The 24,335-nt window shown below is 62.9% G+C and carries 23 protein-coding genes; 17 read left to right on the forward strand and 6 right to left on the reverse strand.

The genetic code is table 11. The annotated features are described in order from the left end of the window. Nucleotides 1-3: 3 nt before the first annotated feature. Nucleotides 4-1,749, reverse strand: a complete 1,746-nt coding sequence (locus tag HBOR_RS01120) for an excinuclease ABC subunit C (RefSeq protein WP_006055626.1) — start codon at nucleotides 1,747-1,749, stop codon at nucleotides 4-6. A 112-nt stretch (nucleotides 1,750-1,861) separates the two neighbouring features. Beyond that, nucleotides 1,862-2,317, reverse strand: a complete 456-nt coding sequence (locus tag HBOR_RS01125) for a DUF7344 domain-containing protein (protein ID WP_006055627.1) — start codon at nucleotides 2,315-2,317, stop codon at nucleotides 1,862-1,864. A 129-nt stretch (nucleotides 2,318-2,446) separates the two neighbouring features. Between HBOR_RS01125 and HBOR_RS01130 the strand changes: the two genes are divergently transcribed. From HBOR_RS01130 to HBOR_RS01150, 5 genes are all read left to right on the forward strand, one after another. Further along, nucleotides 2,447-2,737 carry a hypothetical protein gene (locus tag HBOR_RS01130; RefSeq protein ID WP_006055628.1) on the forward strand — a complete coding sequence of 97 codons (291 nt, stop codon included), beginning with the start codon at nucleotides 2,447-2,449 and terminating at the stop codon, nucleotides 2,735-2,737. Between the two features lie 215 nt (nucleotides 2,738-2,952). Further along, entirely contained in the window at nucleotides 2,953-3,357 is a 405-nt protein-coding gene (gene tnpA / locus HBOR_RS01135) for an IS200/IS605-like element ISHbo4 family transposase (protein ID WP_006055629.1), read from the forward strand. Nucleotide 3,358: 1 nt separating this feature from the next. Beyond that, the gene (locus HBOR_RS01140) at nucleotides 3,359-4,600 is read left to right on the forward strand and encodes an RNA-guided endonuclease InsQ/TnpB family protein (RefSeq protein WP_006055630.1); all 1,242 of its coding nucleotides are present in this window, start codon (nucleotides 3,359-3,361) and stop codon (nucleotides 4,598-4,600) included. A gap of 119 nt (nucleotides 4,601-4,719) precedes the next feature. Continuing rightward, entirely contained in the window at nucleotides 4,720-5,817 is a 1,098-nt protein-coding gene (locus HBOR_RS01145; RefSeq protein ID WP_006055631.1) for an ABC transporter ATP-binding protein, read from the forward strand. Then, a complete protein-coding gene (locus HBOR_RS01150; protein WP_006055632.1) occupies nucleotides 5,814-6,734 on the forward strand; it encodes an ABC transporter permease in 921 nt (306 codons plus the stop codon). Before HBOR_RS01145 ends, HBOR_RS01150 begins: the two co-directional genes overlap by 4 nt. 29 nt (nucleotides 6,735-6,763) lie before the next feature. Here the strand turns inward: HBOR_RS01150 and ligA are convergent, their stop codons facing one another. Both ligA and HBOR_RS01160 read right to left on the reverse strand, forming a co-directional pair. Then, on the reverse strand, nucleotides 6,764-8,872 hold the full coding sequence (ligA, locus tag HBOR_RS01155; RefSeq protein WP_006055633.1) for an NAD-dependent DNA ligase LigA: 2,109 nt from the start codon (nucleotides 8,870-8,872) through the stop codon (nucleotides 6,764-6,766). 180 nt (nucleotides 8,873-9,052) lie between these two features. Beyond that, nucleotides 9,053-11,356, reverse strand: a complete 2,304-nt coding sequence (locus tag HBOR_RS01160; protein WP_006055634.1) for a HEAT repeat domain-containing protein — start codon at nucleotides 11,354-11,356, stop codon at nucleotides 9,053-9,055. 107 nt (nucleotides 11,357-11,463) lie between these two features. Here HBOR_RS01160 and HBOR_RS01165 point away from each other — a divergent pair, with 107 nt between their 5' ends. The 12 genes from HBOR_RS01165 to HBOR_RS01220 all read left to right on the forward strand — a co-directional run bounded on the left by HBOR_RS01165 (nucleotide 11,464) and on the right by HBOR_RS01220 (nucleotide 22,250). After that, nucleotides 11,464-12,786: an O-acetylhomoserine aminocarboxypropyltransferase/cysteine synthase family protein gene (locus tag HBOR_RS01165; RefSeq protein WP_006055635.1), complete on the forward strand. Its 1,323-nt coding sequence runs from the start codon at nucleotides 11,464-11,466 to the stop codon at nucleotides 12,784-12,786. Further along, nucleotides 12,783-13,991: a homoserine O-acetyltransferase MetX gene (gene metX, locus HBOR_RS01170; protein ID WP_006055636.1), complete on the forward strand. Its 1,209-nt coding sequence runs from the start codon at nucleotides 12,783-12,785 to the stop codon at nucleotides 13,989-13,991. The genes HBOR_RS01165 and metX overlap by 4 nt, the downstream gene beginning before the upstream one ends. A gap of 48 nt (nucleotides 13,992-14,039) precedes the next feature. Next, nucleotides 14,040-14,426, forward strand: a complete 387-nt coding sequence (locus HBOR_RS01175) for a hypothetical protein (protein ID WP_241432372.1) — start codon at nucleotides 14,040-14,042, stop codon at nucleotides 14,424-14,426. 73 nt (nucleotides 14,427-14,499) lie between these two features. Then, a complete protein-coding gene (locus HBOR_RS01180) occupies nucleotides 14,500-15,810 on the forward strand; it encodes an O-acetylhomoserine aminocarboxypropyltransferase/cysteine synthase family protein (RefSeq protein WP_006055638.1) in 1,311 nt (436 codons plus the stop codon). A 77-nt stretch (nucleotides 15,811-15,887) separates the two neighbouring features. Further along, the gene (locus tag HBOR_RS01185; RefSeq protein WP_006055639.1) at nucleotides 15,888-17,054 is read left to right on the forward strand and encodes an inorganic phosphate transporter; all 1,167 of its coding nucleotides are present in this window, start codon (nucleotides 15,888-15,890) and stop codon (nucleotides 17,052-17,054) included. Between the two features lie 72 nt (nucleotides 17,055-17,126). Beyond that, nucleotides 17,127-18,284, forward strand: coding sequence for an inorganic phosphate transporter (locus tag HBOR_RS01190; protein WP_013440419.1), 1,158 nt, complete (start codon nucleotides 17,127-17,129; stop codon nucleotides 18,282-18,284). A gap of 113 nt (nucleotides 18,285-18,397) precedes the next feature. Further along, nucleotides 18,398-18,787, forward strand: coding sequence for a ferredoxin Fer (gene fer, locus HBOR_RS01195; protein WP_006055641.1), 390 nt, complete (start codon nucleotides 18,398-18,400; stop codon nucleotides 18,785-18,787). Between the two features lie 253 nt (nucleotides 18,788-19,040). Further along, nucleotides 19,041-20,000, forward strand: a complete 960-nt coding sequence (locus tag HBOR_RS01200) for an A24 family peptidase (RefSeq protein ID WP_006055642.1) — start codon at nucleotides 19,041-19,043, stop codon at nucleotides 19,998-20,000. A 49-nt stretch (nucleotides 20,001-20,049) separates the two neighbouring features. After that, complete coding sequence (locus HBOR_RS01205; RefSeq protein ID WP_006055643.1) at nucleotides 20,050-20,400, forward strand: hypothetical protein; 351 nt, start codon at nucleotides 20,050-20,052, stop codon at nucleotides 20,398-20,400. 54 nt (nucleotides 20,401-20,454) lie between these two features. Continuing rightward, entirely contained in the window at nucleotides 20,455-20,820 is a 366-nt protein-coding gene (gene hisI, locus HBOR_RS01210; RefSeq protein ID WP_006055644.1) for a phosphoribosyl-AMP cyclohydrolase, read from the forward strand. A gap of 5 nt (nucleotides 20,821-20,825) precedes the next feature. Continuing rightward, the gene (locus HBOR_RS01215; RefSeq protein WP_006055645.1) at nucleotides 20,826-21,965 is read left to right on the forward strand and encodes a DUF7118 family protein; all 1,140 of its coding nucleotides are present in this window, start codon (nucleotides 20,826-20,828) and stop codon (nucleotides 21,963-21,965) included. 3 nt (nucleotides 21,966-21,968) lie between these two features. Next, nucleotides 21,969-22,250, forward strand: a complete 282-nt coding sequence (locus HBOR_RS01220; RefSeq protein WP_006055646.1) for a hypothetical protein — start codon at nucleotides 21,969-21,971, stop codon at nucleotides 22,248-22,250. Here HBOR_RS01220 and HBOR_RS01225 read toward each other — a convergent pair. Beyond that, entirely contained in the window at nucleotides 22,236-22,817 is a 582-nt protein-coding gene (locus HBOR_RS01225) for a GNAT family N-acetyltransferase (RefSeq protein WP_006055647.1), read from the reverse strand. The genes HBOR_RS01220 and HBOR_RS01225 overlap by 15 nt on opposite strands. Before the next feature lie 53 nt (nucleotides 22,818-22,870). Further along, nucleotides 22,871-24,235 (reverse strand): phosphoglucosamine mutase, encoded by a 1,365-nt coding sequence (gene glmM / locus HBOR_RS01230; protein ID WP_006055648.1) that lies wholly within the window; start codon nucleotides 24,233-24,235, stop codon nucleotides 22,871-22,873. Between the last annotated feature and the right edge of the window lie 100 nt (nucleotides 24,236-24,335).

A 24,335-nucleotide genomic window follows, 5' to 3' on the forward strand; every position in this document is an offset into this window, starting at 1 on the left:
GGCTCATTCGCCGCCGGACAGTCGCTGTTTGAGTTCCGTCGCTGTCTTCTCACCGACGCCCGGCACGTCAGTCAAGTCCGCCGTCGTCGCCGCCCGCACGTTTTCGACACTTCCGAACCGTCGTAACAGGGCACGCCGTGTCTTCTCACCGACGCCTGGCACGTCGTCGAGGACGGTCCGAACGTCGTCGCGGAGCGTCTGGTGGTACTGGACAGCAAAGCGGTGTGCCTCATCACGGACGCGTTGCAGAACGTGCAGATGCGGCGCGTCCGAGGGCCAGTCGTATACACCGTCCGGCGTGATGACCAACTCCTCGTCTTTTGCCAACGCGATGGCTGGCACGTCCCACCCAACTTCTGTGAGGGCGTCTCTCGCCGCCCCGAGTTGGCCGTCGCCGCCGTCGATGAGGAGTAAATCGGGGTCCGGTCTGTCGTCTCGCCCTTCGACGGCGCGTTCGGCACGCCAGCGAATCAATGCCCGCATATTCTCGTAGTCGTCGTTGCGTTCGGGCAGTTTCTTTCGTCGGTAGTCTGCCTTCTCGGCACTTCCGTCCACGAAGCACACGTCGCTGCCGACGACGGCCTTCCCCTGTGCGTGACTCACGTCGAATCCTTCGATACGAGACGGGCGTGGGATGTCGAGTCGCTCTGCAAGTACGGCGAGTCCGTCGTCTCTGGTCGGGCCGCGGCGGGCGTTCTTCAACGCCAAATCGATAAGTTTCGCTTCCCGGCCGGCACCCGGAACGCGAACGCTCACGCCCTCGACGTTCAACCACTCTACCACATCGTCGTCGTCCGGGCGTTCCGAGAGGAGAATCGCGTCGGGTAACTCGCGCTCGGCGTAGTACTGCGTGAGGAATGCTGAGAGGACGGCTGCGGATCGCTCACCTCCTTCTGGTGCATCGAGCCGGTGTCGGGATCGGTCTACGAGCTGGCCGCGTTCGCTGTGCAGGCGGGCCACTGTGGCTGCATCGCCCTCGATGGCGACACCGAGAACGTCTACCGCCCGTTCGTCCGATTGCGACGTCACTGCCTCCTCGCCTGCACCGTGGAACGATTCGACGGCTTCCAGTTTGTCGCGGGCGTTCGCCGCCCGTTCGAAGTTCTCCGCCTGCGCCGCCTCTTCCATCGTTCGACGGAGCGGGTCCGCGAGAACGCCCGTTTCGCCCTCGAAAAACCGAACGATAGATTCTACGTCTTCGCGGTAGTCAGATTCAGCAATCTCGCCGGTACAGGGAGCCGTACAGAGGCCCATCTCGTAGTCCAAACACGGCCGGTCACGGTTGGCGTACTTGTGATCCGAACAGCCGCGAACGCCGTACGTCTCGCGGAGGGCCTTGACGACCGTCTCGACTCGCCCTTTGTCCGTGTACGGACCGAACACCGTCGCACCCTCCTCGGGATCCCGTGTCACCTCGATCCGTGGCACTGGATGATCCGTGAGTTGAACCAGCGGGTAGGACTTGTCGTCTTTCAGGCGGACGTTGTACCGAGGTTGATGTCGCTTGACGAGGTTCGCTTCGAGGAGGAGCGCCTGCGTCTCGGTGTCTGTGACGGCGAAGTCGATGGCTCCCGCGCGTTCGACCATCTGGCGGATGCGTTCGCCGCGTGGGTCGGCGTAGGATCTGACGCGGGCGCGGATATCCACGGCCTTCCCGACGTAGAGGACGGTGTCACCGTCGAGAAACTGGTAGACCCCGGGGTCTGTCGGAAGGTCGGTCGCGCGTTCACGAACGTCGCTCGCATCCATCTCCCGCAAATAACGCGCCGACGGGCTTGAGACTGACGTGCGACGAATCTGTCGTTACGTCGCACTCGTCGCCGTTCTGCACCGATCGAAAACAGCTCACCAACTACAAACGTCAGCAGTTGTCGCCGTCCACGTCGTTCGCTGGTACGCCGCTTCGGCGATTAATCGACAGTTGCGAGCTTTTACCAGACTGCCACGTTTTGTTGTCGATGAACTGATTGGTACCGCTGCCGTCGAGTCGATTCGTGTCGTCGCCGTTGAGAGCCTTCTTGAATGCACGTGCGGCGCGTTCGACATCCTGTCCCAACAACGTCACGTCGTATCGACCGTCTTTGGTCTGGTCGATCAGTCCGCCGTTTTCGAGCTTCGGAAGGTGGACGTGACCGAGCGATATCTCTACTTTTTTCGTCTTTGGATGATTTGGAACGTCAGCACGCAGCAGACGCTGCCGGCGAACGACAATTCGCCGCGCGAGTTCGTCACGGGCAAGCGGGCGTTCAGCACTGGTAAGCGTTATAAGTACATCTCTTCGACGTTCGGACGATAACAGTTCGTACAGTGTGTCCATGGCTTCCCTCCCCATCCCACCGTGACAACTCTTCCCAACACAATTAACGTTTTCCCGAGTAAATGTCAATGTATCAATACCAAAACCGTACGCCGGTAGGTACAAACGTCCGCTGAGTGACGTGATCGTATGGGCGACGCTGACACCGACGCGGAGGAAACAGTTCGCTGTTGGTTAGTCGAACGTACGTACACCGACCGCGACCTCATCGATCTCGTGTACGCGACGCCGGACGGTAGCCGCGTCCGTCGCAAGCAGATTTCGGCGACGATTATGCGCCAACGTGGCGCTGAGGCGACCGCCGCGACGGATGTTTCCACCGCAAATCTCGACCCCGTAGCAGACGACCAGACGCGAGAACGCTACCGTGCCGAGGTAGAGCGTGTTCGGGCGGAGTACGACCCGGACGACGAACTGTAGTCCGAATCGGAGTCATCGGTTCGGGATGGTTGTACCCCGTTAGCTGAATTGAGGCGCTAAGCCCCCTTCCTCAGCGAGCGCCGACCGAACGGGAGGCGCGAGCAGGGAGGGGATACAGCGCCGCACAGTTCTCATACACGATTCGGTGGCAGGCCCACAGGCCCACGCAATCATAACGTTTTTTCAGTAGGGTTGTATAGTATTGGCCGAACCCAATGGAGTACGACCTCGACTCGGGAGCGCACTCGACGTATTCCCTGCACTACCACCTGATACTCACCACGAAGTATCGGCGCGGAGTGCTAACCGAGGAGCGAACCCAATTCATTCACGAGGTCATCAGCGGGTTCACGGACAACTACGGTGTCGAACTGACGAACTTCGACGGCGAGGACGACCACGTACACATCCTGTTCCGAGCGAAGCCAACCACAGACCTCGTGAAGTTCATCAACACGGCCAAGGGCGCGACCGCCCGCCGTATCCGCAACGAGTACGCGGACGAACTCAAGACCGAACTGTGGGGCGACTCGTTCTGGAACGACTCGTATTGCCTCATCTCGACGGGGCAGGTGTCGCTGGATGTGCTGAAACAGTACGTAGAGGACCAACGCGAGTAGAATGTACTACGCCTACAAGTACCGCCTCAAGCCGTCCGACGCCAACCGTGAGGAGTTGGACCGCCACCGAGACATTTGTAGGCAACTTTACAACCACACGCTCTACCGTCTCAACGAGTACCAAGACGAACACAGAGAACTGCCGTCCATGACCTCCCTGCGGTCGGAACTCCCCGACCTCAAGGAGTGGTGGGACGACCTCTCAGACGTGTACTCGAAGGTTCTCCAAACCGTCGTAGAACGGCTGTTCGACAACCTCAAAGGCCTCTCCAAGCTCAAGGAGAACGGCTACAGCGTCGGCCAACTCAAATGGAAGCCGCCACGAGAGTTCCGCAGTTTCACGTACAGCCAGTCTGGCTTCAAGCTCGACAAGAAGGGCGGTCAGACTGTGCTGTCACTCTCGAAACTCGCGGACATACCGATTCGGCTCCACCGCGCCATCCCCGACGACGCGAAGCTCAAACAGGTCACAGTCAAGAAGGAACAGACGGACGAGTGGTTCGCCACCTTCGGCGTCCAAATGGACCGTGAACCACCCGAACCGCCTGAGAACCCCGAGAAGTGCGTCGGTATCGACGTTGGGATTCTCAAGTACGCCCACGACACCGACGGCGCGGCGGTCGGGTCGCTCGACCTCTCAGACGAACGCGACCGCTTGGAGCGCGAGCAACGGAAGCTCTCGCGCAAACAGCACGGGTCGAACAACTACGAGAAGCAACGGCGTCGGGTCGCGGAGTGTCACGCCGACCTCCGACGGAAGCGCCGCGACTTTCTCCACAAGCTCTCGGCGTACTACGCTCGGGAATACGACCTCGTAGCGGTCGAAGACCTGAACGTGAAGGGGATGATGGAAAGTCCGTCGAACAGCCGCAACACTGCGTCTGCCGCGTGGCGAACGTTCCTCTCGTTGCTCGAATACAAGTGCGAGCGTGAAGGAACGCACTTCGTGGCGGTCAACCCGAGAGGGACGACCAAAGAGTGCGCGTCGTGCGGCGTTTCGACCGACAAGCCGTTGTGGGTACGTGAACACTCCTGTCCCGCCTGCGGGTTTGAGGCGGACAGGGACGCGAACGCGGCATGGAACATCCTTTCTCGCGGTCTACAAGATGTAGGAGTGGGACACTCCGAATCAACGCCTGTGGAGACTGCGCTCCCTGTGGATACGCCTGTATCTGCAAAGCGCGTCGTGGAAGCAGGAAGCCCTACCCTCAAGGAGCGAACGGCGTCAGCCGTGAGCGAGTAGGGTAGGGTAGTTCACTACGAGCATCGGTACACAGAGACATTTGGTAGTTCGACCAGTCCCAATCTCAAGCTTGATTTTTGCACCAAACACTTTATCCCGAAACCTGACTACCCTCGCCCATGGCCGCCATCGAACTCGACAGGGTGACAAAACGGTTCGAGGAGGGGGGGAGAGTATCACACCTTCTCGACTCCATTCGGGGTGCAGACGGTTCCAAGGGTGTTACCGCAGTCAGGGACCTCTCGCTGACGGTTGAGGAAGGCGAAGTGTTCGGTTTCCTCGGTCCGAACGGAGCGGGGAAATCGACGACGATCAACATGCTCCTCGACTTCGTTCGACCGACAGAAGGAACGATCAGCGTCCTCGGCTTTGACGCTAACGACCAGAGCGTCGATGTCCGTGCTCGAACCGGTGTGCTTCCTGAAGGATTCGACGTGTACGAGCGACTCACCGGACGAGAACACGTCGAATTCGCCGCCTCATCGAAGGGTGTGGAGATGGCAGCTGCGGCGACGACGGAATCGGAGGGGGAAACAATGGAATCCGAGGAATCAGTGGGCGAAGAGAAGGTAGATGCCGTCCTCGACCGCGTCGGCTTGGCCGCCGCCGCAGACCGGAAGGCAGGAGGGTACTCGAAGGGGATGCGCCAGCGTCTTGCGCTAGCGATGGCTCTCATCGGTGATCCTGATCTGCTCATCCTCGATGAACCCTCCAGCGGACTCGATCCTGCGGGTGCAAAAGAGATGCGCGACATCGTCGTCGAAGAGGCCGAACGCGGCACGACGGTGTTCTTCTCCAGTCATATCTTAGAACAGGTCGAAGCCGTCTGTGACCGCGTCGGCATTCTGCGCGACGGCGAACTCGTCGCCGTCGATACCATCGACAGTCTGCGCGAGAAGTCCAACGCCGACTCGACGCTCAACGTCCGTGTTGCCGGCGACGTGACGACAGTAGACACCGATGCCGTCACCGCACTCGACGGCGTTCACTCCGTCACTGTCGAGGACGGGGACGACAAACTCATCGTTTCCTGTGCGGGCGATGCCAAGACGGCCGTCATCGCTGAACTGGAGTCGCAAGGTCTCGGTGTGGCCGACTTCGAGACGCGCGAAGCGTCGCTCGAAGACCTGTTCCTCTCGTATACCGGACACGAAACTGGCGGAGACGAGGATAGCACAGTCGATGAAACGAACACCGAGCAGGAGGTGAGCGCATGACGTGGCAAGCGGTCGCCCGTAAGGAGTTCGACGACTCGATTCGCTCGCGGTGGCTCCACGGTGCAACGGTCTTCTTTGTCCTGTTCGTCGGCGGTGCAGCACTGCTGGCGTTCGGACTTATCTATCCTGACAGATTCAAAGATGCCTCGAACTTGTTCGGGTTCTTCCTCGACCTCGGCATCTTCAGTCTCTCGTTCCCAGGTCTGCTTGCGCTCATCCTCGGCTTTATCGCCCTCTCTACGTCCTACGGGTCGATAACTGAGGAACGTGAGACGGGAACGATGAAACTCTCCCTGTCGCTTCCGAACTCGCGTCGGGACCTGATCGTCGGAAAGCTCCTCGGCCGCGGTGCCGTCGTGATCGTTGCCCTCTTGGCGGGCTTCCTCGCGGCGTTCGTCGCGATGGTCGCCACGGGAACGGGCATCAGCTACGGGTCGTTCGTGCCGATGATCGCGCTAACGGTGCTTCTCGCCTTCGCGTTCGTCTCTATCGGCCTCGGCATCTCCGCCGTTGCCGACACGAACCGCGAGGCGACGTTGGCGACGTTGGGGCTGTACCTCATCTTCGGCATCCTTTGGAAGCCGATTGCCGAGGGCATCCCGAAACTGCTCAACTACGTGGCCGAACAGGCCGGGATGGGTGCGCTCGAAAACGTCACCCGGGTAAAAATCGGGCTGTTCCTGAAGTACCTGAACCCGCTTCGGACGTACGAGACGCTGTCGGCGCAGGTGTACTACGGTGCGGCCCGTGGCCGCTTGCTCGGCGCAACGACGGGTGAGACGTTGGTTATCGAACCCGTCCTCAAACAGGGTATCCCACCGTATCTCTCGGGCGCAGCCATGATGGCAATCCTCCTCGCGTGGATTGTCGTGCCCGTCGTCGTCGGCTACTACGTCTTCCAGAAGCAGGACCTCTGAACGGCTCCCGACGGCCGTGTGCCGTCAACTTACTCGGGCGGATATTCGATTCCTTTCTCAGCCAGCAACTCCGCAAACTCGTCTTCATCGAGTACCGGTACGTCGTTCGCCGCGGCATCGTCGCGTTTTGACTGCCCGGGGTTGTCGCCGATGACGAGGTAGTCGGTGTTCCCCGAGACGCTGGACGTTGCGTTCGCACCGTGAGCCTGCACTAGCTCCTGTGCGTCCCCGCGCGTCACCGCCAGCGACCCGGTGAAGACGAACGTCAGTCCGTCGAGTTCGTCGCCGCCCGCCGTCTCCGCTGTTTCGGGTTCGACGCCGAGCGAACGCATCTCCGCGATGGCCTTGCGGTTGCTCTCGGTGTCGAAGAACTCACGAATCTTCTCGGCGACGGTCGGTCCCACGTCTTCGACTTCCTCTAACTCCTCTACGGAGGCGTCCATCACGGCGTCGAGACTGCCGAACGCGCGAGCGAGGTTACGCGCCGTCGAACCGCCGACTTCGGGGATTCCGAGACCGACGAGGAACGACGACAGTTCGGGCGACTTCGTCGCTTCTATCTCCGTCACGAGGTTGTCCGCACTCGTCTTTCCCCACCCCTCCAGTTCCGACAGTTCGTCGCGTTCGAGACGGTAGAGATCCGGTAAGCCTTCGATGAGACCTTCGTCAACCAACTGCTCGACACGTTCGCCACCGAGTCCTTCGATGTCGAGTGCGCCGCGCATCGCGTAGTGGTCAACGGCGCGAACCAGTTGCGCCTCGCAGGTCAGACCACCGGTACAGTACGCGAGTGGCCCCTCACGGTTGACCGGACTGCCACAGACGGGACATTCCTCGGGGAAGTCAAACGTTCCTTCGGAGTGCTTCTCGACGACTTCTTCTACATCCGGTATCACGTCGCCCGCACGCTTGATACGCACCTCGTCGCCGATGTTCACTCCCAACCGTTCGATTTCCTCGGGGTTGTGCAGCGACGCCCGCGAGACCGTGACGCCGCCCACGTCCACGGGGTCGAGCAGAGCGACGGGCGTGAGACGGCCGGTCCGACCCACCTGCACCACCACGTCGGTCATCGTCGTCACTTCCGACCGTGCGGGGAACTTGTACGCGAACGCCCATCTGACCGACCGACTCGTCTCACCCAGTTGCTCGCGTTGGTCGCGGCGGTCCACTTTGATGACGGTGCCGTCTATTTCGTAGTTCAGATCCTCGCGCGCGGCCATCAACTCGTCACGGTACGCTATCGCGCCGTCGATGTCTGCGACCGACTCGACTCGGTCGTTCGTCCGAAGCCCCCACGAATCCAGTCGAGACAGCGTCGCCGTCTGCGTCTCGGGGACGTCGCTGGCGTCGAGAACGTCGTAGAAGAAACAGTCCAGCGGTCGGTCCGCGGTCACGGACGGGTCCAACTGCCGGAGGGTGCCAACGGCGGCGTTCCGCGGGTTGGCGAACGGCTCCTCATCCGCCTCGATTCGCTCCCGATTCAATTCTTGGAAGGCGTCGCGCGGCATGTACACCTCCCCGCGGACCGTGAGGAAGTCAGGGTAGTCGCCGCGAAGTCTGAGCGGAATCGAGCGAATCGTTCGGACTTGCGCCGTTACGTCGTCGCCGCGTTCGCCGTCACCGCGCGTGGCCGCGCGAACGTACTCGCCGTCTTCGTAGACGACTTCGACCGAGAGACCGTCGAACTTCGGTTCGCAGACGTAGCGAACCTCGCCCACCGCTTCGCGCACTCGGCGGTCGAAGTCACGCACGTCAGCCGCTTCGACAGACTGGTCGATAGAGAGCATCGGCGCGACGTGTTCGACGGTGTCGAGTTCGTCCAGCGGTTCGCCGCCGACGCGGCGGGTCGGACTCGACTCGTCATCGAGGTCGAACGCGTCTTCGAGTTCCTGTAGGCGGTTGAACAGGGCGTCGTAGGTCCGGTCGGCAACGAGCGGATCGGCCGCGACGTAGTATCGGTGGTCGTGCTCGCGGACGGCCTCGCGGAGGAGACGCGCCTCACGTTCGGCCGCTTCGGCCGAGAGCGATTCGACCGGTTCGAAGTCGGTGTCCGGATCGGTGAGATACGGGTTGTCAGGATCGGCGTACGCCAGTTTCCCGCCGTCTCGCACGTCGTCTACCGCCTCATCATTCATTACTCGTCCGTCGGTGCTGCGGGTGCGAAAAGTCATCGAACGGCGCGAGCGAGTCGCCGCGGCTGACTGACTCGCTGTGTGTACGTCGGTCAATTCAATCGGTACGCGCTCGTCATTCCAACGGACACGGATCCGTCATTCCAGCGGCTGTAGATCCGTTCTCCAACGGACGTGCGTCCGTCATTCCAACCGACTGCGTGCCCGGTCTCGTACCGATTCGTCCGGGTCGTCCTCGGCCGCCCGCCGGAGGAGAAATCTCGCGCGCGGGTGGTCAAGTCGTCCGAGCGCCGTCACCGCCTCCCAGCGAAGGTCGGCGTCGTCGGCATCGAGGGCCGTTTCGAGCGTGTCGAACACGGTTTCTCTGCCGTCACCGACGTGTCCGAGGGCATCGACGGCTTCCACGCGGACGGCCAGTTGGGGGTCGTTCTCGGCGAGATGACAGAGACGACGGACGCCCGCACTCGTCCCGAGACGGGCGCAGGCGCGGCACGCACGCCGTCGGACACTCGCTTCGGTATCGTCCAGTGCGGCGACAACGGTGGGAATTGCACGCGGGTCATCGATGCGTCCGAGCGCGTCGATTGCGCTTGACCGACACGCCTCGTCCTCGTCGTAGGCCGCACAGAGCGGCATCACCGATTCTGGGTGGGCTTGCGACCCGAGCGCTTCCATCGCCGTTTCACGGACGGGGACGTTTTCGTCGTCCAGACGGTCGAGAAGCGCGCGAACCACACGCGTTCTGGTTTCAGCACTCAGTTCGTCGCCGTCGTGGTAGTGGGCGGCCCGTGCGCCGAGTTCGATGAACGCGTCCGCAGCGGCGACTCGAACCCCCGGGTCGTCGTCCGTGAGACGGCGGAGGAGGCCACCGACGGGCCGTTCGTCGGTGAACCACCGGACCGCCGAAATCGCCTCACAGGCGACATCTGGGTTCGGATCATCTACGGCTTCGACGACGAGGCCCTCAGCGTGGACGCCGCCGGTACCGCTGAGAACGCGAACGACGCTTTCGCGTACTTCTGGCTCGGTGTCGGTGCGAACGAGACTGGCGAAGTGATCAAGCGCGCTCGTCGGGTCAATGTCGCGGGCCGCCCGCGCGATAGCACGACGTGTCGCGGCGTCCGGTTCAGTGCGCACGGCGGAGAGAAGCGGGTCCAACGAGTCGGGGTCACCGACGGTTGCGAGAGCGACGGCGGCGGCACGGCGAACGTCCGGGTTGGTGTCATCCAGTCGTTCGACGAGTGCCGGGACAGCCACGTCGTCTGCGAGTACGTCCAGTGCGTGGACGAGTGCGCGGCGGTCCGAAACCGGCGGATCCGTTCGCAGGCAGTCGGTGATCGTTTCGGTGGCTCCGTCCGCATCGCGCCGGGCGAGTTCGGTCGCGGCCGCGGCGCGGAGTGAAGGGTCCGACAGCGCGTCTTTGAGGTGGCTTTCGGAGCGGTCGGCCATCGACGGCGCGTCGGTGACGACAACGTCGCTCAGGTGGACGCGCGTCGCTCGGAGGCGCAGTTTGTCACCGACGGCGACGCCACTTTCGTTGCTCCCTTCTCTGGAGTCGCTGTCGGTGTCGTTTTCGACATCACCGCCGTTGTCGTCCCTTTCGACAACGTCACCCACCTCAGCGGGGTCGAACGCAACGGTTCCCACTCCGAGGTGCAAGAGAGCGTACTGGTCGGGGTTGCAGTCCGACGGTGTCCGGACCGAGGACGGAAGGTCAACGATATCTATGACTTCGCCCGAGAACGTGTGGTCGTACCAGACGAGCGCGTCGGGGTTCGGATCTACGTGGAAGCCGACGCTCTCACCACGAGCGACAACTTCGGGCCCGGAGAGCCACACGCGAGCGGCGGCGAGCGCGTCGCGCGATCCATCTTCGGTGAGCGTGTCGCCGTCGAACGCGCCGAACCGGGCGTTTCCGGTGGCGAGAACGACCGTCTGGGTGTACACCGTTCCGTCGTGTGCCGTCTCGGGGACGGTGTCGAGGAGTCGAACCGGAAGGCCCCACTCGTCGAATCCGGCGGCGACGACGCGGGCGTTTCCGGCCTGCTCGCGTATTTCGGCCACTTCGTCGGCCAGTTCGGGGTTCGCACCGACGACCACGTCGCAGAACGTTTCGACGGTGCGGAGCAGTTCCGTCACGAACGTCGTTCGGTCGATGGCGATATCCACGGCGAACTCGTCGTCCGATCCGTCTTTCTGTCCGTATCGAAACCGAACCGCGTCCCCGTCGGGGAGGAGGTGGTATCGTTTGTCGTCCTCGTAGAACTCGACGGTGGCGGGTTCGCCTTCGAGGAGCGGTTCCAACGCACGGACCAACTGCGTACAGTGCCAGTGGAGGCCGTCGCGTCCGCAGGCGACCTCTCGGCCGCCACAGACGACGCGAAGGACGGCGTCGGGGTTCGCGTCTCCCTCCCGAAGACGCTCGTACACCGCGGCGTCGTATCCGACCTCGATTCGGGCGTCCGCTGCGCCCGCCTGACTCGACATGAGTCGCACACGTCTTGCGGAGCGAAAAAACACTTCGGTGCTGGCGTCGCCCCAGCGACTACCGTAACCGTAGGTTATATCTCCATCGAAGAATATGCGTGTAGTACATGAACCACGGGTTCCACACCCGGAGCCTCCACGCCGGGCAGGAGCCGGACGCCGCGACCGGGTCGCGTGCGCCGCCCCTCTATCAGACGACATCGTACGTGTTCGAGGACGCCGACTACGCCGCCGATCTGTACGCGCTCGACGCCGAAGGCGACGTGTACTCGCGTATCTCGAATCCCACGACTCGCGTGCTCGAAGACCGACTCGCCGCTCTCGAAGCAGGCGTCGGAGCCGTCGCCACCGCCTCAGGGATGGCCGCCCTCGACGCCGCGACGAGTCTCCTCGCCTCTGCGGGCGACAACGTCGTCGCCTCTGCGGATATGTACGGTGGCACTTCGACGTATCTCACGAAGATGGCGACGCGCCGCGGCGTCGATATCCGCGTGGTGGAGACGCTGGATTACGACGCCTACGCCGATGCTATCGACGCGGACACGGCGTTTGTCCACGTCGAGACCATCGCCAACCCCTCGCTGAAGACGCCGGATTTCGAGCGTCTGGCCCACGTGGCCCACGAGGGCGGTGCGCCTCTCGTCGTGGACAACACGTTCGCCACTCCCTATCTCTGCCGTCCCATCGAACACGGCGCGGACATCGTCTGGGAGTCTACGACCAAGTGGCTCCACGGGTCGGGAACCACTGTCGGCGGCGTCCTTATCGACGGCGGGACGTTCCCGTGGGAACACGCCGATTACGACGAACTCTCCGGTGAAAACCCGGCGTTCGGCGTCGATTTCGTGGAGCGATTCGGTGAGCGAGCGTTCGCCATGGCCGCCCGTCAGCGGTCGCTTCGCACGCTCGGGAATCAGCAGTCGCCGTTCGACGCGTGGCAGACGCTGCAAGGGATCGAAACGCTCCCGCTCCGAATGGAGCAACACTGCGAGAACGCCCACGAAGTGGCGACGTTCCTCCGCGACCACGACGATGTAGCGTGGGTGTCGTACCCCGGATTCGAGGATCACGAGTCTCACGACAACGCGACGGAGTACTTGGACGGTGGGTTCGGCGGCATGGTCACGTTCGGTCTCGCGGACGGCTACGCGGCAGCCAAGCGGACCTGTGAGAACACCGCACTCGCCTCGTTCTTGGCGAACGTGGGCGACGCAAAGACGTTGATTATCCACCCTGCCTCGACCACGCACGCACAGTTGAGCGCCGACGAGCAACGCGCCGCGGGCGTCGGTCCCGACATGCTCCGTCTCTCTGTCGGTATCGAAGACGCGGCCGACATCGTCGCCGACTTGGATGAGTCGATTCGCAGTGCCGCGGCCGAGGCATCCGGAGCGGGCGCGACCGAGACGACACGGACGGAGGAGCGATGAAAACTGAAAGCGACACCGTCGAACTCGGCGCGTTCGATTTCGAGTGCGGCGCTGAAATTCCGTCACTCGAAGTCGCCTACGAGGCCTACGGTGAGTTCGACGGCGACAACGCCGTTCTCGTCTGCCATGCACTCACCGGCAGTCAGAACGTCGCGGGCTACGGCACCGAAACGGCCGGGCAGGCCCGCGCGTGGTGGAACGATATCGTCGGCCCCGGCAAGGCAATCGATACGAACGAGTACTACGTCGTCTGCGCGAACGTCCCCGGGTCGTGTTACGGAACCACCGGCCCTGCCTCGGAGAGTCCCGACGGAGAACCCTACGGCACTGACTTCCCGCCGGTCACAATCGGTGACTGGACGCGCGCCCAGCGACGCCTGCTGGACGAACTCGGCGTCGGTCGCTTGCACGCCGTTGTCGGCGGCAGCGTCGGCGGTATGAACGCCCTCGACTGGGTTCGGCGCTACCCTGATGACGTGCGTTACCTTCTCGCCGTCGCCACCGCCGGGCGTCTGGATCCGCAGTGTCTCGCACTCGACGCCATCGCCCGCCGTTCGATTACGACCGACCCGAACTGGAACGGCGGCGACTACTACGACAGCGAGCCACCGGACGACGGCCTCGCGCTCGCGCGCCAACTCGGGCACGTGATGTACCTCTCGAAGTCGTCGATGGAGCGGAAGTTTGGCCGTCGCGCCGCCGGACGCGACGCCCGTCGCGACTCGTTCCCCGCCGACCCGGCGGCGTCGTTCTTCGCCTACCGCGACGTGGAGTCGTATCTCGACTATCAGGCCGAGAAGTTCGTCGATCGCTTCGACGCCAACTCCTATCTGTATCTCACCCGCGCGATGGACGACTACGATCTCGCGGAGGGCTATGAGGACGACGCGGATGCGGTTGCCGCGTTCGAGGGCGAGGCGCTCTTGCTCTCCTTTACCGGCGACTGGCATTTCACGACAGAACAGGCCGAATCCCTCGCGGAGTCGTTCCGCGACACTTCGGTCCCCGTCGCACACCACGTCATCGAATCCGACCACGGTCACGACGCCTTTCTCGTCGAACCCGAAAAGGTCGGCCCACCCGTCCGAGACTTCCTCGACGCCGGCGTCGCGGGCCGGTCCGTCCACGATACCGTCGAGGAAGTCGAGGAACCGTCCGTCGAACGCGACTTCGCGCCGGTCCACACCTCGCTTTTCAGTCGGTGAGTGACGGGACCCGAAGCGATTTTCCCACCGCCGGACGACCGTCTCGGTATGTCTCTCGCTCGTGCGTTCGGGCGTGTCGGCGCTCTCGCCGTCGCGCTTTCGGGTCTCGCCGTCACGTATTACGGGTTGTACGTTGTTGGACCCGGACTCGGATCTGAGACTGCAATCAGGACACTCTTTACGCCATCACCGACCAATACCAGTCTCGCCATCGGCAGTATCGGCCTTGTCGCCGCTCTCGCTGCCCTTCCAGTTCTTGTCGGCCGTGGTCGGTGGGCAGCCATCTCCGTCGGCACGTTTCTCGTCGTCCTCTCGACGCTCGCCATCGTGTCCGGAGTTATCACGGTCACTGCTTGGCTGTCAGGCGGACTCATAGGCCTACTTCTCTTCTTCGCGGGTGCGTCGCTGAACGGTCACCACGGCGACCCCGCCTGACCCACGTCACGAAGTCCGGCGGGTCTTGCACCCGTCGGTCTGTTTTAACACCACTTCCTACGTCGTGACAAACATGTCCGAGGATGCAGACGACGACCACGGCACGCCCGGATTCAGCACGCGAAGTCTCCATGCGGGACAAGACCCTGATGCGGCGACGGGGGCGCGTGCCCCGCCGATTTATCAGACCACTTCGTACGTCTTCGACGACGCCGAAGACGCTGCGGGCCAGTTCGCACTGGAGAAGGAGGGATACATCTACTCGCGCTTGATGAATCCCACGGTGGCGACGTTGCAAGAGCGTCTTGCCTCCCTCGAAGGCGGTGTCGGCGCGGCGGCGACGGCATCCGGCATGGCCGCGTTCGACCTCGCCACGTTCCTTCTCGCCTCCGCGGGCGACAACATCGTCTCGGCGTCGTCGCTGTACGGCGGGACGTACACCTACCTCACGCACACCGTCGAACGCCGCGGTATCACGACGAAGTTCGTGGACACGCTGGACTACGACGCCTACGACGAGGCTATCGACGAGGACACCGCGTTCGTCCACGTCGAGACCATCGGCAATCCGGCCCTCGTGACGCCGGACTTCGAACGCCTTGCCGATATCGCGCACGACCACGGCGTTCCTCTGTTCGTGGACAACACGTTCGCGACGCCCTACCTTTGCCAGCCGCTCGAACACGGCGCGGACCTCGTCTGGGAGTCTACGACCAAGTGGATTCACGGCGCGGGCACGACCATCGGCGGGATTCTCGTTGACGGCGGCTCGTTCCCGTGGACCGATTACGCCGACAAATACCCCGAGATTGCGAAGCCGAATTCGGCCTATCACGGCGTCAACTTCGCGGAACGCTTCGGCGATGCGGCGTTCACCTACGCCGCTATCGCCCGCGGCCTGCGCGATTTAGGGAATCAGCAGTCGCCGTTCGACGCGTGGAACACCCTCGAAAAAGTCGAGTCGCTGCCGATGCGGATGGAACGGCACTGCGAGAACGCACAGGTCGTCGCGGAGTTCCTCGAATCCCACGACGAGGTGTCGTGGGTGAACTATCCCGGTCTCGAATCGCACGAGACGCACGAAGAGGCCTCGAAGTACCTCGACGGCGGCTACGGCGGCATGATCACGTTCGGACTCGAAGCCGGATACGACGCCGCGCGCGAGACGGTCAATCACGTCGAACTCGCGTCGCTACTCGCCAACGTCGGCGACGCGAAGACGCTCGTCATCCACCCTGCGTCCACCACGCACCAGCAGTTGACCGAGGAAGAGCAGGTCGCCGCAGGCGTGACGCCCGACATGGTCCGCCTCTCCGTCGGCGTCGAGGACGCAGACGATATCGTCGCCGACCTCCAACAGGCTATCGAGACAGCGACGAACTGAGTCGTCTCCACCGCTGACGGCGAATTGGACGAACCCACAGGGAGGGAGTTAAACGCCTCGCTATCTGCGGTTCAAACGTGACTGAAACACTCGTCCTCGTTGGACTCGTTGTCGCCGTCTTCGTCGGCTTCAATATCGGCGGGTCCAACACCGGCGTCGCCTTCGGTCCGGCCGTCGGTAGTCGGACTGTCTCGAAATTCGGTGCCGGCGTGTTGATGGGCATTTTCGCACTCTTCGGCGGGTGGACCGTCGGCCGGCGCGTCGTCACGACGCTCGGTTCGGATCTTATCATCGGTGACCCGTTCACCGTCGCTGCGAGCGTTGTTATTCTCCTGTTTATCGGCCTCGCTCTGTTCGTCTCGAACCTCTTCGGTATCCCTGCTTCGACTTCGATGACGGCCGTCGGTGCCGTCGCAGGGTACGGGTTGGCGACCGACAGACTCGCCGTTCAACTCATCATGGAAATCGTCTCGTGGTGGTTGGTCGCTCCGATTCTCGGCTTCTGGCTCAGCGCCGTCGTCGGTCGGTACGTCTACGACGACATCGCCTCGGTCGTCGCTATCGACCGCTCGGACGGGCCACTGGTGATACTTCGCCGCGACGGCGTCGTTCCCGTCCCAGCACTCGGTGCCGGGACGACGCCCCGAGAACTAACTGGATCGCTTCTCGTCGTCGCTATCGGCTGTTTCATGGCCTTCTCAGCGGGAGCGTCGAACGTCGCCAACGCCGTTGCACCGCTCGTCGGCAACGGGTCGCTGTCGATGAACGCGGGTATCCTTCTTGCGGGCGGTGCCATCGCAATCGGCGCGCTTACTATCGCCCGCCGGACGCTGGAAACGATGGGTAACGAACTGACGGAACTGCCGTTGACTGCCGCGTTAGTCGTCGCAACGGTCAGTGCGACGCTCGTTACCGTTCTTTCGCTGCTCGGTATTCCGGCCAGTTTCGTCGTCATCGCTACGATGTCTACGGTCGGCCTCGGATGGGGACGAGAAACGACCCGTGAGAGATCCTATCCGGTGGCTGACCCGGCCACACTCGCCGGTCCGACGCGTTCCGGAATAGAAACTGTCGCCGCCGGCCGAGATTCCGCTGATACGTCACTCGATGTTGATGAGCCAGCGACGCTGTATCGTCCGGTGACGACCGCGCGAGTCATCTTCATGCAGAATATCGTTCCGGCAGTGGCGACCGTCGGCGCGTACTCCGTCTTCTCGTACGTCGAACTGGCGGCCGTTATGTAAGGGACCTGTTCTGACCGGAATCAGAAACAACGGATAATGAGGCTTATCCACGATACTATCGAACGTTCCTCCGTGGTCGAAATACTCCTCGTCGTCGGTCTGTTGGTCGCGGCATTCGTCGGGTTCAACATCGGTGGGTCGTCAACGGGTGTTGCGTTCGGTCCGGCTGTCGGAAGTGGTCTCGTCAGTAAACTCCTCGCGGCCGGTCTGATGACAGCGTTCGCTCTGCTTGGGGGCTGGACTGCCGGACGTGAAGTCATCAAGACGATGGGTGGCCAAATCGTCCCACAAAGTGAGTTCACGCTCGCGGCGAGTGTAGCCGTCCTCTTTTTCGTCGGGTTTGCACTCCTCATCTCGAACACGTTCGGCGTTCCCGCTTCGACCTCGATGACGGCCGTCGGCGCAATCGCGGGTCTCGGCGTCGCAACGGGGACGCTGAACGAGGCCGTCATGCTCGAAATCATCTCGTGGTGGATCGTCGCACCCGTGATCGCCTTCTGGGTCTGCGCCGTCATCGGACGGTACGTCTACCCCTATCTCGATGCGAAACTCGAACTCGACAGTTCACCCGGGCCATTGGTTGAATTCGACAACGCTGGCATTCTGCCGAAACTGAGACTCGGCCCGAACACGACCCCGCGCGAGGCGTGGAGTACCGTCCTCGTGATCGCCATCGCCTGTTATATGGCGTACTCCGCGGGCGCGTCGAATGCCGCAAACGCCGTCGCACCACTCGTCGGTAACGGCGCACTCAAACTCAACGAGGGTATTCTCCTCGGTGCGGGCGCTATCGGTCTCGGCGCGTTTACTATCGCCCGCCGAACGCTCGACACCGTGGGGAACGATCTGACTGAGCTACCAATTCTCGCGGCACTCATCGTCGAAACAGTCTCGGCGTCGCTCATCGCGTTCCTCTCGTACATCGGTATCCCGGCGAGTCTCGCCGTCTCGGCGACGATGTGCATCGTCGGTCTCGGATGGGGTCGGGCAACGCGGACGGTGACGCTCGGGGAGGCACTCGGCGGGAAATCGCCCGAAATGTCCGTGAACGCTCTCGCTGCGGAGACACAAGAAGAGGTCCCAGCAATGGGCCAAGAGACGGAGACCGACCTCGCCGGGTCGGACCTGTTCGACCCCGGAACCACCGGACGAGTCATCTTCTTCTGGTTGCTCACGCCGTCGCTATCGGCGCTCGCGTCGTACGCTCTGTTCGCAATGTCACCTTTCTGACCCTAAACTCGCAGTAGGTGCCCTCATTCGGGTGTTCGCTGGCGTTTCAGAACCGAGTCACTCCGCGCGAAAAACAGCAAAGTCTAATGGGATGGGTTGTGAATCGTGCGGTGATGCCCACGGTAGAATACCTTAACTACGAAGTACTCGATGACAACGGCTGGGACCTCGACGACGACGACCTCTTCGAGAACGCCGCAGACGCCGGTCTCGACGGCGAAGATTACGGTACGCTCGAAGTCAACCAGGGCGAGTACATCCTCGAAGCCGCAGAGGCTCAGGGCTACGATTGGCCCTTCTCGTGCCGCGCCGGTGCCTGTGCAAACTGCGCAGCCATCGTGAAAGAGGGTGAAATCCAGATGGACATGCAGCAGATTCTCTCCGACGAGGAGGTCTCTGAGAAGAACGTCCGCCTCACCTGCATCGGTTCGCCGGAGACGGACGAGGTCAAAATCGTCTACAACGCGAAGCACCTCGACTACCTCCAGAACCGCGTCATCTAACGTAGTAGACACGCTGTGTCTATAGACGCCCTACGAGGGGGGCGTCTCTTGTTATATGACTCACTAGTAAACTAGCGGTCCGAAACGCCCCGGATTTTATCGTCTCGATACAGTATCTCGCCAGCGACATCGCATCATCCGTCGATTCGAGTACGTCCTTCGTTCTCTGGACTCGAACGCACCGCATCGGCTCGTTCGACGCTTCGCGCCTTGCACCGCAGTACATAACTCCCCCCGGAATCGTTCGCCGTGTATGAATGCGACCCTACCCGACATCTTACGTCTCGTCATCGTCCCCGTCTTAGGATGGGCGGCGTGGCAAGACATCGAGACGCGCCGCGTTCCGTCGGTGATCTGGTATCCGCTTGTCGCTCTCGGCGTCGTTCTCCTCGCGTGGGACACGCTGCCGCATCTCGCGTTCGCCCCCGAGGATATCCTCTACTTCGTTCGCGTCGGCATCAGCCTCCTGTTCGTCGCGCCGTTGTCCTACATCTTCTGGCGACTCGGCGGATTCGGCGGTGCCGACGCGAAAGCGCTCATCACGATCTCCATTCTCGTGCCAACGTTCCCGCAGTATCTTCTCCCGGGACTGTCGCTTCCGACCGTCAGGACGACGCTCGGCGTCTTTTCGATGACGATTCTCACGAACACTGTTGTCTTGGCAGTGGGGTACCCGCTCGCGCTCGCCGCGCGCAATCTCGTTGACGGCAACGCCGAACTGCCGTTGATGTTCCTCGGCCGTCGCATCCCTGTTGGATCGCTCGCGACGGCGCACGGCCGCCTGTTCGAGACGACGACGGGCTACACCCGGAACGGTCTCGACATCGACGCGCTGCGGATGTACCTCCGCTGGCGTGGCACGACGCTGTCGGAACTCCGCGAACACCCTGATAAACTCCGCGACCCGACGAGTATCACCGAAACGCACGAACCGACTGACGGTGCCGTCGGTGACGGGATGGCCGTGGACGGCGGAACCGTCGAAACTGAGGATCCGTGGGGTGCGGCGGCGTTCCTCGACGATATCGACTCAACGGCGTACGGCACGACCCCGGAGAAACTCCGCGACGGCCTGCAGGTTGTCGCCTCGCAGGATGAGGTGTGGATTTCTCCCGGCATCCCGTTCATCGTCCCGATGTTCGTCGGTACCGTCATCGCGTTCACCTACGGCGACATCGTCTTCGGCATCGTCGGCGCACTCGGTCTCGTCTAACCGGCAGGCGGGCGATTCATTTTTGTCACCGCGGCGACCACACGGAGCCATGTCACGGGGAACCCGTGCGGCGGGTATTCTCGGTACCGGTCTCGGCGGGGTCGTTACCTACACGCTGTACGCCGACCTCCTGCTTTCCGCCACTGCGGGTCTCTGCTGGGGTGTCGGAAGCGCGCTCACGGTCCGCTATCGCACCGAGTGGACTGGCGACCCGGACAGAACGTCGGCCGCCGACGGTCTCCCCTCTGCCTTCGTCCTCTTTGTCGGCCTGTTCGGCGTTCACGCGGGGCTGCCGATACCGGACGGCCTTCGCTGGGCGCTCGTCGTCCTTGTCGTCGGCGCACTGGTGGCAGCTATCGGCCTCGGAATCTTGCTTGCCCGCCGGGCGACGACGGCGTGACCGACAGTCGCAAGGTCACAAGACATATCGGCAGTAACGACGTGATTCGAGTCGATGACCGAGGACGTCGAGGTGGACTTCGGCGACGACGGACTCGTCCCCGCCGTCGCACAAGACGCCGACTCCGGCGAAGTGTTGATGCTCGCGTACGTCTCTCCCGAGGCGCTCGAACGCACCCGCGAAACCGGGCGCGCACACTACTACTCCCGCAGTCGGGACGAACTTTGGGAGAAGGGTGCGACGAGTGGTCACACCCAGTCGGTCGAGGAAGTACGCGTAGACTGCGATGCGGATACGCTTCTCTACCTCGTCGAGCAGACCGGTGGCGCGTGTCACACTGGCCGCCGGTCGTGTTTCTATCGCACTATCGACGGGGACGAGGTGGGTAAAACCGTGTTTGATCCCGACGACGTGTACTGAGTATTATGCCTGACGAGACACTGACAGCCGCCGATGCCGACACATTGCGCGAGAGATTGCTCGCGGCACGCGACGCTCACGCCGCCGCCGAAGCGGACATCGAATCGATTGGCGAGGAGTCTGTCGTCGCGGCAGCCGACGCCTACCGGAAAGCGATTCGCCTCCTCGACAACTACGAGGAATCAGCCGTGGGAACCGGCGACTTTCAGGCGTACGTCGAGTTTCAGGACAAGTTCCTCGGCCTCGTCGAGGAGTTGCCCGAGGAGTTGCCCGACCGCGAGGCGTTCGAGGCCGCGGCCGACCGCATGGACCGCCGCCGCCTCCGCGAACGCGACTTCGAGGGTGCGCGTGCCGACCTCGAAGCCGCCGAATCGTACGTCGAATATCTCGATCACAGAACGGAGACAAAAGAAGAACTCACCGAGGCACGGCGCGACGCAAAGCTCCTCTTGAAGGACACTGACAGCCGCATCTCGGAGTTAGAGCGACTGGTCGAACTCGGCGAGGCCGACGTTGACGCGCCCGTCGAACACATCCGCGATCCGATCGACCGGTACAACGAGGCCGTCTCCGAGGAGTTTCAGTCGTTCAAGCAGTCCGAATCGGCACAGGAAGTACTCTCGGTGGTCGAAGCGGCCGAGTGGCATTCGCTGGTCGAATTTCGCTCGCCGCCGCGTGACCTTCGTGAGTTCGTCCGCGAAAGCCCCGACGCCGACGAACCGATTCCGACACTGCTGGAGTACGCCGACTACACGGGGTCGAAACTCGACCACTACGCCGAGGACCCCGCGATGCTCCAGACATCGGTTGCGGTTCACCGAACGTATCTCGAACGACTCGATGCAGACCCGCTCTGCGTGTCGTTCCCGCCGCCGTCAGCCGAGACGCTTCGCCGCAAGGCGAACGAACTCGTCTCCGTACTCGACCGGTTCGCAAGTGAGACGACGATAGCCGCCCTCCGCACCGTCCGGGAACTGACCCGCCGCGACGACTACGACCGCCTCCGGACGGCGGCCCGTGCGCGGACGGAACTCACGGACGCGGAACTGGAACGACTACGCTCGGGGGCCGTCGAGACGGAACTGCACGAACTCCGCGAGGCTCACGACAAACTCGCTGACGCACTTTCCGAGGCCGACGGCTGACCGATGTCGGTCGTCGGCGCCCTCGCGTTGCTCACCGGCCTCGCTTGTTTCTACTTTGGTGCGCGAGAGCTCCGATTCCGTCGCGCTATCGTCCGCGTGAACCGACGAGACGACCCGGCAGAGGACGTAACCGGTATTGACGATGCACCGACGGCGTGGTTGCTCCCGCCGGAGGACCGCGACGAGATGCCCGACGACCCTTCTTCGGGAGTTTCGCTCGAACGCGGTGTCATCCTCCTCGTCTTCGGTGCGATTGCGTGCCTGTTCGGGCTATTCAGCTTCTAACGGCTTTGCGAACACCACCGTCGGATACGACTCGTCGCCGACTTCGTAGGTGTTCTCGCCGACGACCTCGAAGCCACGGGTGCGGTAGAACGCGCACCCGTCCTCGTTGTCGGCGAACGTCTGGAGAGCGAGTCTGTCGACGCCCGCAGGCGCATTTGATTCGAGAGACGAGAGGAGTGCCGAGCCGATTCCCTCTCCCCAGTGGTCAGGTCGGACGTACAGCGCGCGCAGTTCGGCGTCGTCGTCAGCGGCGAACGACTCCGTGCGTACGGGGTCCCAGACGCCACGCGCGTATCCGACGATGGACTCACCACCAGTGACCGCACCGCCGGTGTCTGCGGATTCTTCGTCAGCGACGGCGACGATGTGGCTCTCGTTGGCGGCGCTCGCTGTTTCGTACGCCGCTTTGAGTTCGGACGCACGGTCTTCGTCGAGTTCGGTAGGCGGGAGGGCAGCCTCGGAGATGATATGGTCGAACGCGGCCCGCCACGCGAGGCGAACCACGCGGGACCCGGCGCGGAACTCTGCGAACGAGGCGACGGGGCGAACCGTCACGGAGGGAGTCATCGTTCATCCACACACCGCGGCCGGTAAAAATGAGATCGAATAGACAGATACGATTAGACGTCTTCGAGAGCGGCCAGCAGCGCGTCCTTGGCCCCGGCGGCAAGGTCTTCTGCGCGGGCTTCGTCGCGGGCTTCAGCGTAGACGCGGACTTTCGGTTCGGTGCCGGACGGGCGGACGAGAACCCACGCATCGCCGTAATCGAGGCGATAGCCGTCGGTGGTGTTCGGGGTCGCGTCGGCGGATTCGGCGTACTCGCGAGCGGCGTCAAGCATCGCTTCGAGTTCCGCCTCGTCGTCGTATCCGAGGTTGACGCGGACGTTCACGTAGTCCGTGTACGGAGCGACAACATCGCTCACCTCGCGGTCGGTGATGAGTTCGAGGAACTTCGCGGCCGTGTACGCGCCGTCGCGCACGAGGCGGTAGTTCGGGAAGAAAATCCCCCCGTTGCCCTCGCCCGCGATGGGGACAGTTTCCCCCTGCGCCCACAGGTCGCGGATGCGGGTGATGAGGTTCGTCGCGCCGATAGGTGTCAGTTCGAGATTCGCGCCGACTTCGTTGCACACGTCCACGAGTCGTTGTGAGACGTTCACGGCGGCGACGGCGGTGTCGTCTTCCTCAAGTTGTGCGGCGGCGAGGGCGGCAAGCGATGCTTCACCGGCGACGAACTCGCCGTTCTCGTCCACGAAGACGGCTCTGTCGGCGTCGCCGTCGTGGGCGATACCAACATCTGCGTCGCTTGCTTTCACGAGTCGGCAGAGGTCGCCGAGTTTGCTGCCGACCGGTTCGGATTCGCGGCCGGGGAAGTGACCGTCCGGGTTGGCGTTGACCGTCACGACCTCACAGCCGAGTTCGCGGAAGAAGTCGGGACTAGTGAGACAGCCAGCACCGTGGCCGGGGTCGAGGGCGACCGTCAAGTTCGCGTCGGCGATGGCTTCGCGGTCAACGGACGCGAGCAGGTCGTCCACGTAGTCGCGGTTCGAGGAATCGACCCGGCGAATCTCACCGACTTCGTCCCACGCCGCGGTGTCGAACTCCTCGGCGAGCACGTGGTCCTCGATTCGCTCTAAGTCGGCGACGGAGAGTTCGACGCCGTCGTCGCCGACGAGTTTGATGCCGTTGTACTCCGGCGGGTTGTGCGAGGCCGTGATGACTACTGCGGGCACCTCCTCGACTTCGCAGTAGCGGACGACCCCGGGCGTGGGGACAGCACCGAGCACGTCCACGTCTACGCCGACACTCGCCAGTCCGCTGGTTGCGGCGTTCGAGAACATCTCTCCCGTCGTTCGAGTGTCTCGTGCGACCACCGCACGGTCCGACCCCCAGACCGTCCCGGCCGCCTTCGAGACGCGCAGGACGAACTCGGGCGTGAGACCATCTCCCACCACGCCACGGGTCCCGCTCGAACCGAACAGTTTCATTATCAGTTCGTGATTCGCCCGGCGTCAAAGCGGTTGCGAATCGAGTGCTTCAGTGATCGCGCTCGAATTCTTCGGTTTGAGGTACCGCGATCCCTGAATT

It is taken from the genome of Halogeometricum borinquense DSM 11551, from assembly GCF_000172995.2.
Lineage (GTDB): Archaea > Halobacteriota > Halobacteria > Halobacteriales > Haloferacaceae > Halogeometricum > Halogeometricum borinquense.

Bases quoted from the DNA above. Each gene is read 5' to 3' on its own strand.
- HBOR_RS01120 (WP_006055626.1), bottom strand. From the start codon at position 1,749: ATGGATGCGAGCGACGTTCGTGAACGCGCGACCGACCTTCCGACAGAC.
- HBOR_RS01125 (WP_006055627.1), bottom strand. From the start codon at position 2,317: ATGGACACACTGTACGAACTGTTATCGTCCGAACGTCGAAGAGATGTA.
- HBOR_RS01130 (WP_006055628.1), top strand. From the start codon at position 2,447: ATGGGCGACGCTGACACCGACGCGGAGGAAACAGTTCGCTGTTGGTTA.
- tnpA (WP_006055629.1), top strand. From the start codon at position 2,953: ATGGAGTACGACCTCGACTCGGGAGCGCACTCGACGTATTCCCTGCAC.
- HBOR_RS01140 (WP_006055630.1), top strand. From the start codon at position 3,359: ATGTACTACGCCTACAAGTACCGCCTCAAGCCGTCCGACGCCAACCGT.
- HBOR_RS01145 (WP_006055631.1), top strand. From the start codon at position 4,720: ATGGCCGCCATCGAACTCGACAGGGTGACAAAACGGTTCGAGGAGGGG.
- HBOR_RS01150 (WP_006055632.1), top strand. From the start codon at position 5,814: ATGACGTGGCAAGCGGTCGCCCGTAAGGAGTTCGACGACTCGATTCGC.
- ligA (WP_006055633.1), bottom strand. From the start codon at position 8,872: ATGAATGATGAGGCGGTAGACGACGTGCGAGACGGCGGGAAACTGGCG.
- HBOR_RS01160 (WP_006055634.1), bottom strand. From the start codon at position 11,356: ATGTCGAGTCAGGCGGGCGCAGCGGACGCCCGAATCGAGGTCGGATAC.
- HBOR_RS01165 (WP_006055635.1), top strand. From the start codon at position 11,464: ATGAACCACGGGTTCCACACCCGGAGCCTCCACGCCGGGCAGGAGCCG.
- metX (WP_006055636.1), top strand. From the start codon at position 12,783: ATGAAAACTGAAAGCGACACCGTCGAACTCGGCGCGTTCGATTTCGAG.
- HBOR_RS01175 (WP_241432372.1), top strand. From the start codon at position 14,040: ATGTCTCTCGCTCGTGCGTTCGGGCGTGTCGGCGCTCTCGCCGTCGCG.
- HBOR_RS01180 (WP_006055638.1), top strand. From the start codon at position 14,500: ATGTCCGAGGATGCAGACGACGACCACGGCACGCCCGGATTCAGCACG.
- fer (WP_006055641.1), top strand. From the start codon at position 18,398: ATGCCCACGGTAGAATACCTTAACTACGAAGTACTCGATGACAACGGC.
- HBOR_RS01200 (WP_006055642.1), top strand. From the start codon at position 19,041: ATGAATGCGACCCTACCCGACATCTTACGTCTCGTCATCGTCCCCGTC.
- HBOR_RS01205 (WP_006055643.1), top strand. From the start codon at position 20,050: ATGTCACGGGGAACCCGTGCGGCGGGTATTCTCGGTACCGGTCTCGGC.
- hisI (WP_006055644.1), top strand. From the start codon at position 20,455: ATGACCGAGGACGTCGAGGTGGACTTCGGCGACGACGGACTCGTCCCC.
- HBOR_RS01215 (WP_006055645.1), top strand. From the start codon at position 20,826: ATGCCTGACGAGACACTGACAGCCGCCGATGCCGACACATTGCGCGAG.
- HBOR_RS01220 (WP_006055646.1), top strand. From the start codon at position 21,969: ATGTCGGTCGTCGGCGCCCTCGCGTTGCTCACCGGCCTCGCTTGTTTC.
- HBOR_RS01225 (WP_006055647.1), bottom strand. From the start codon at position 22,817: ATGACTCCCTCCGTGACGGTTCGCCCCGTCGCCTCGTTCGCAGAGTTC.
- glmM (WP_006055648.1), bottom strand. From the start codon at position 24,235: ATGAAACTGTTCGGTTCGAGCGGGACCCGTGGCGTGGTGGGAGATGGT.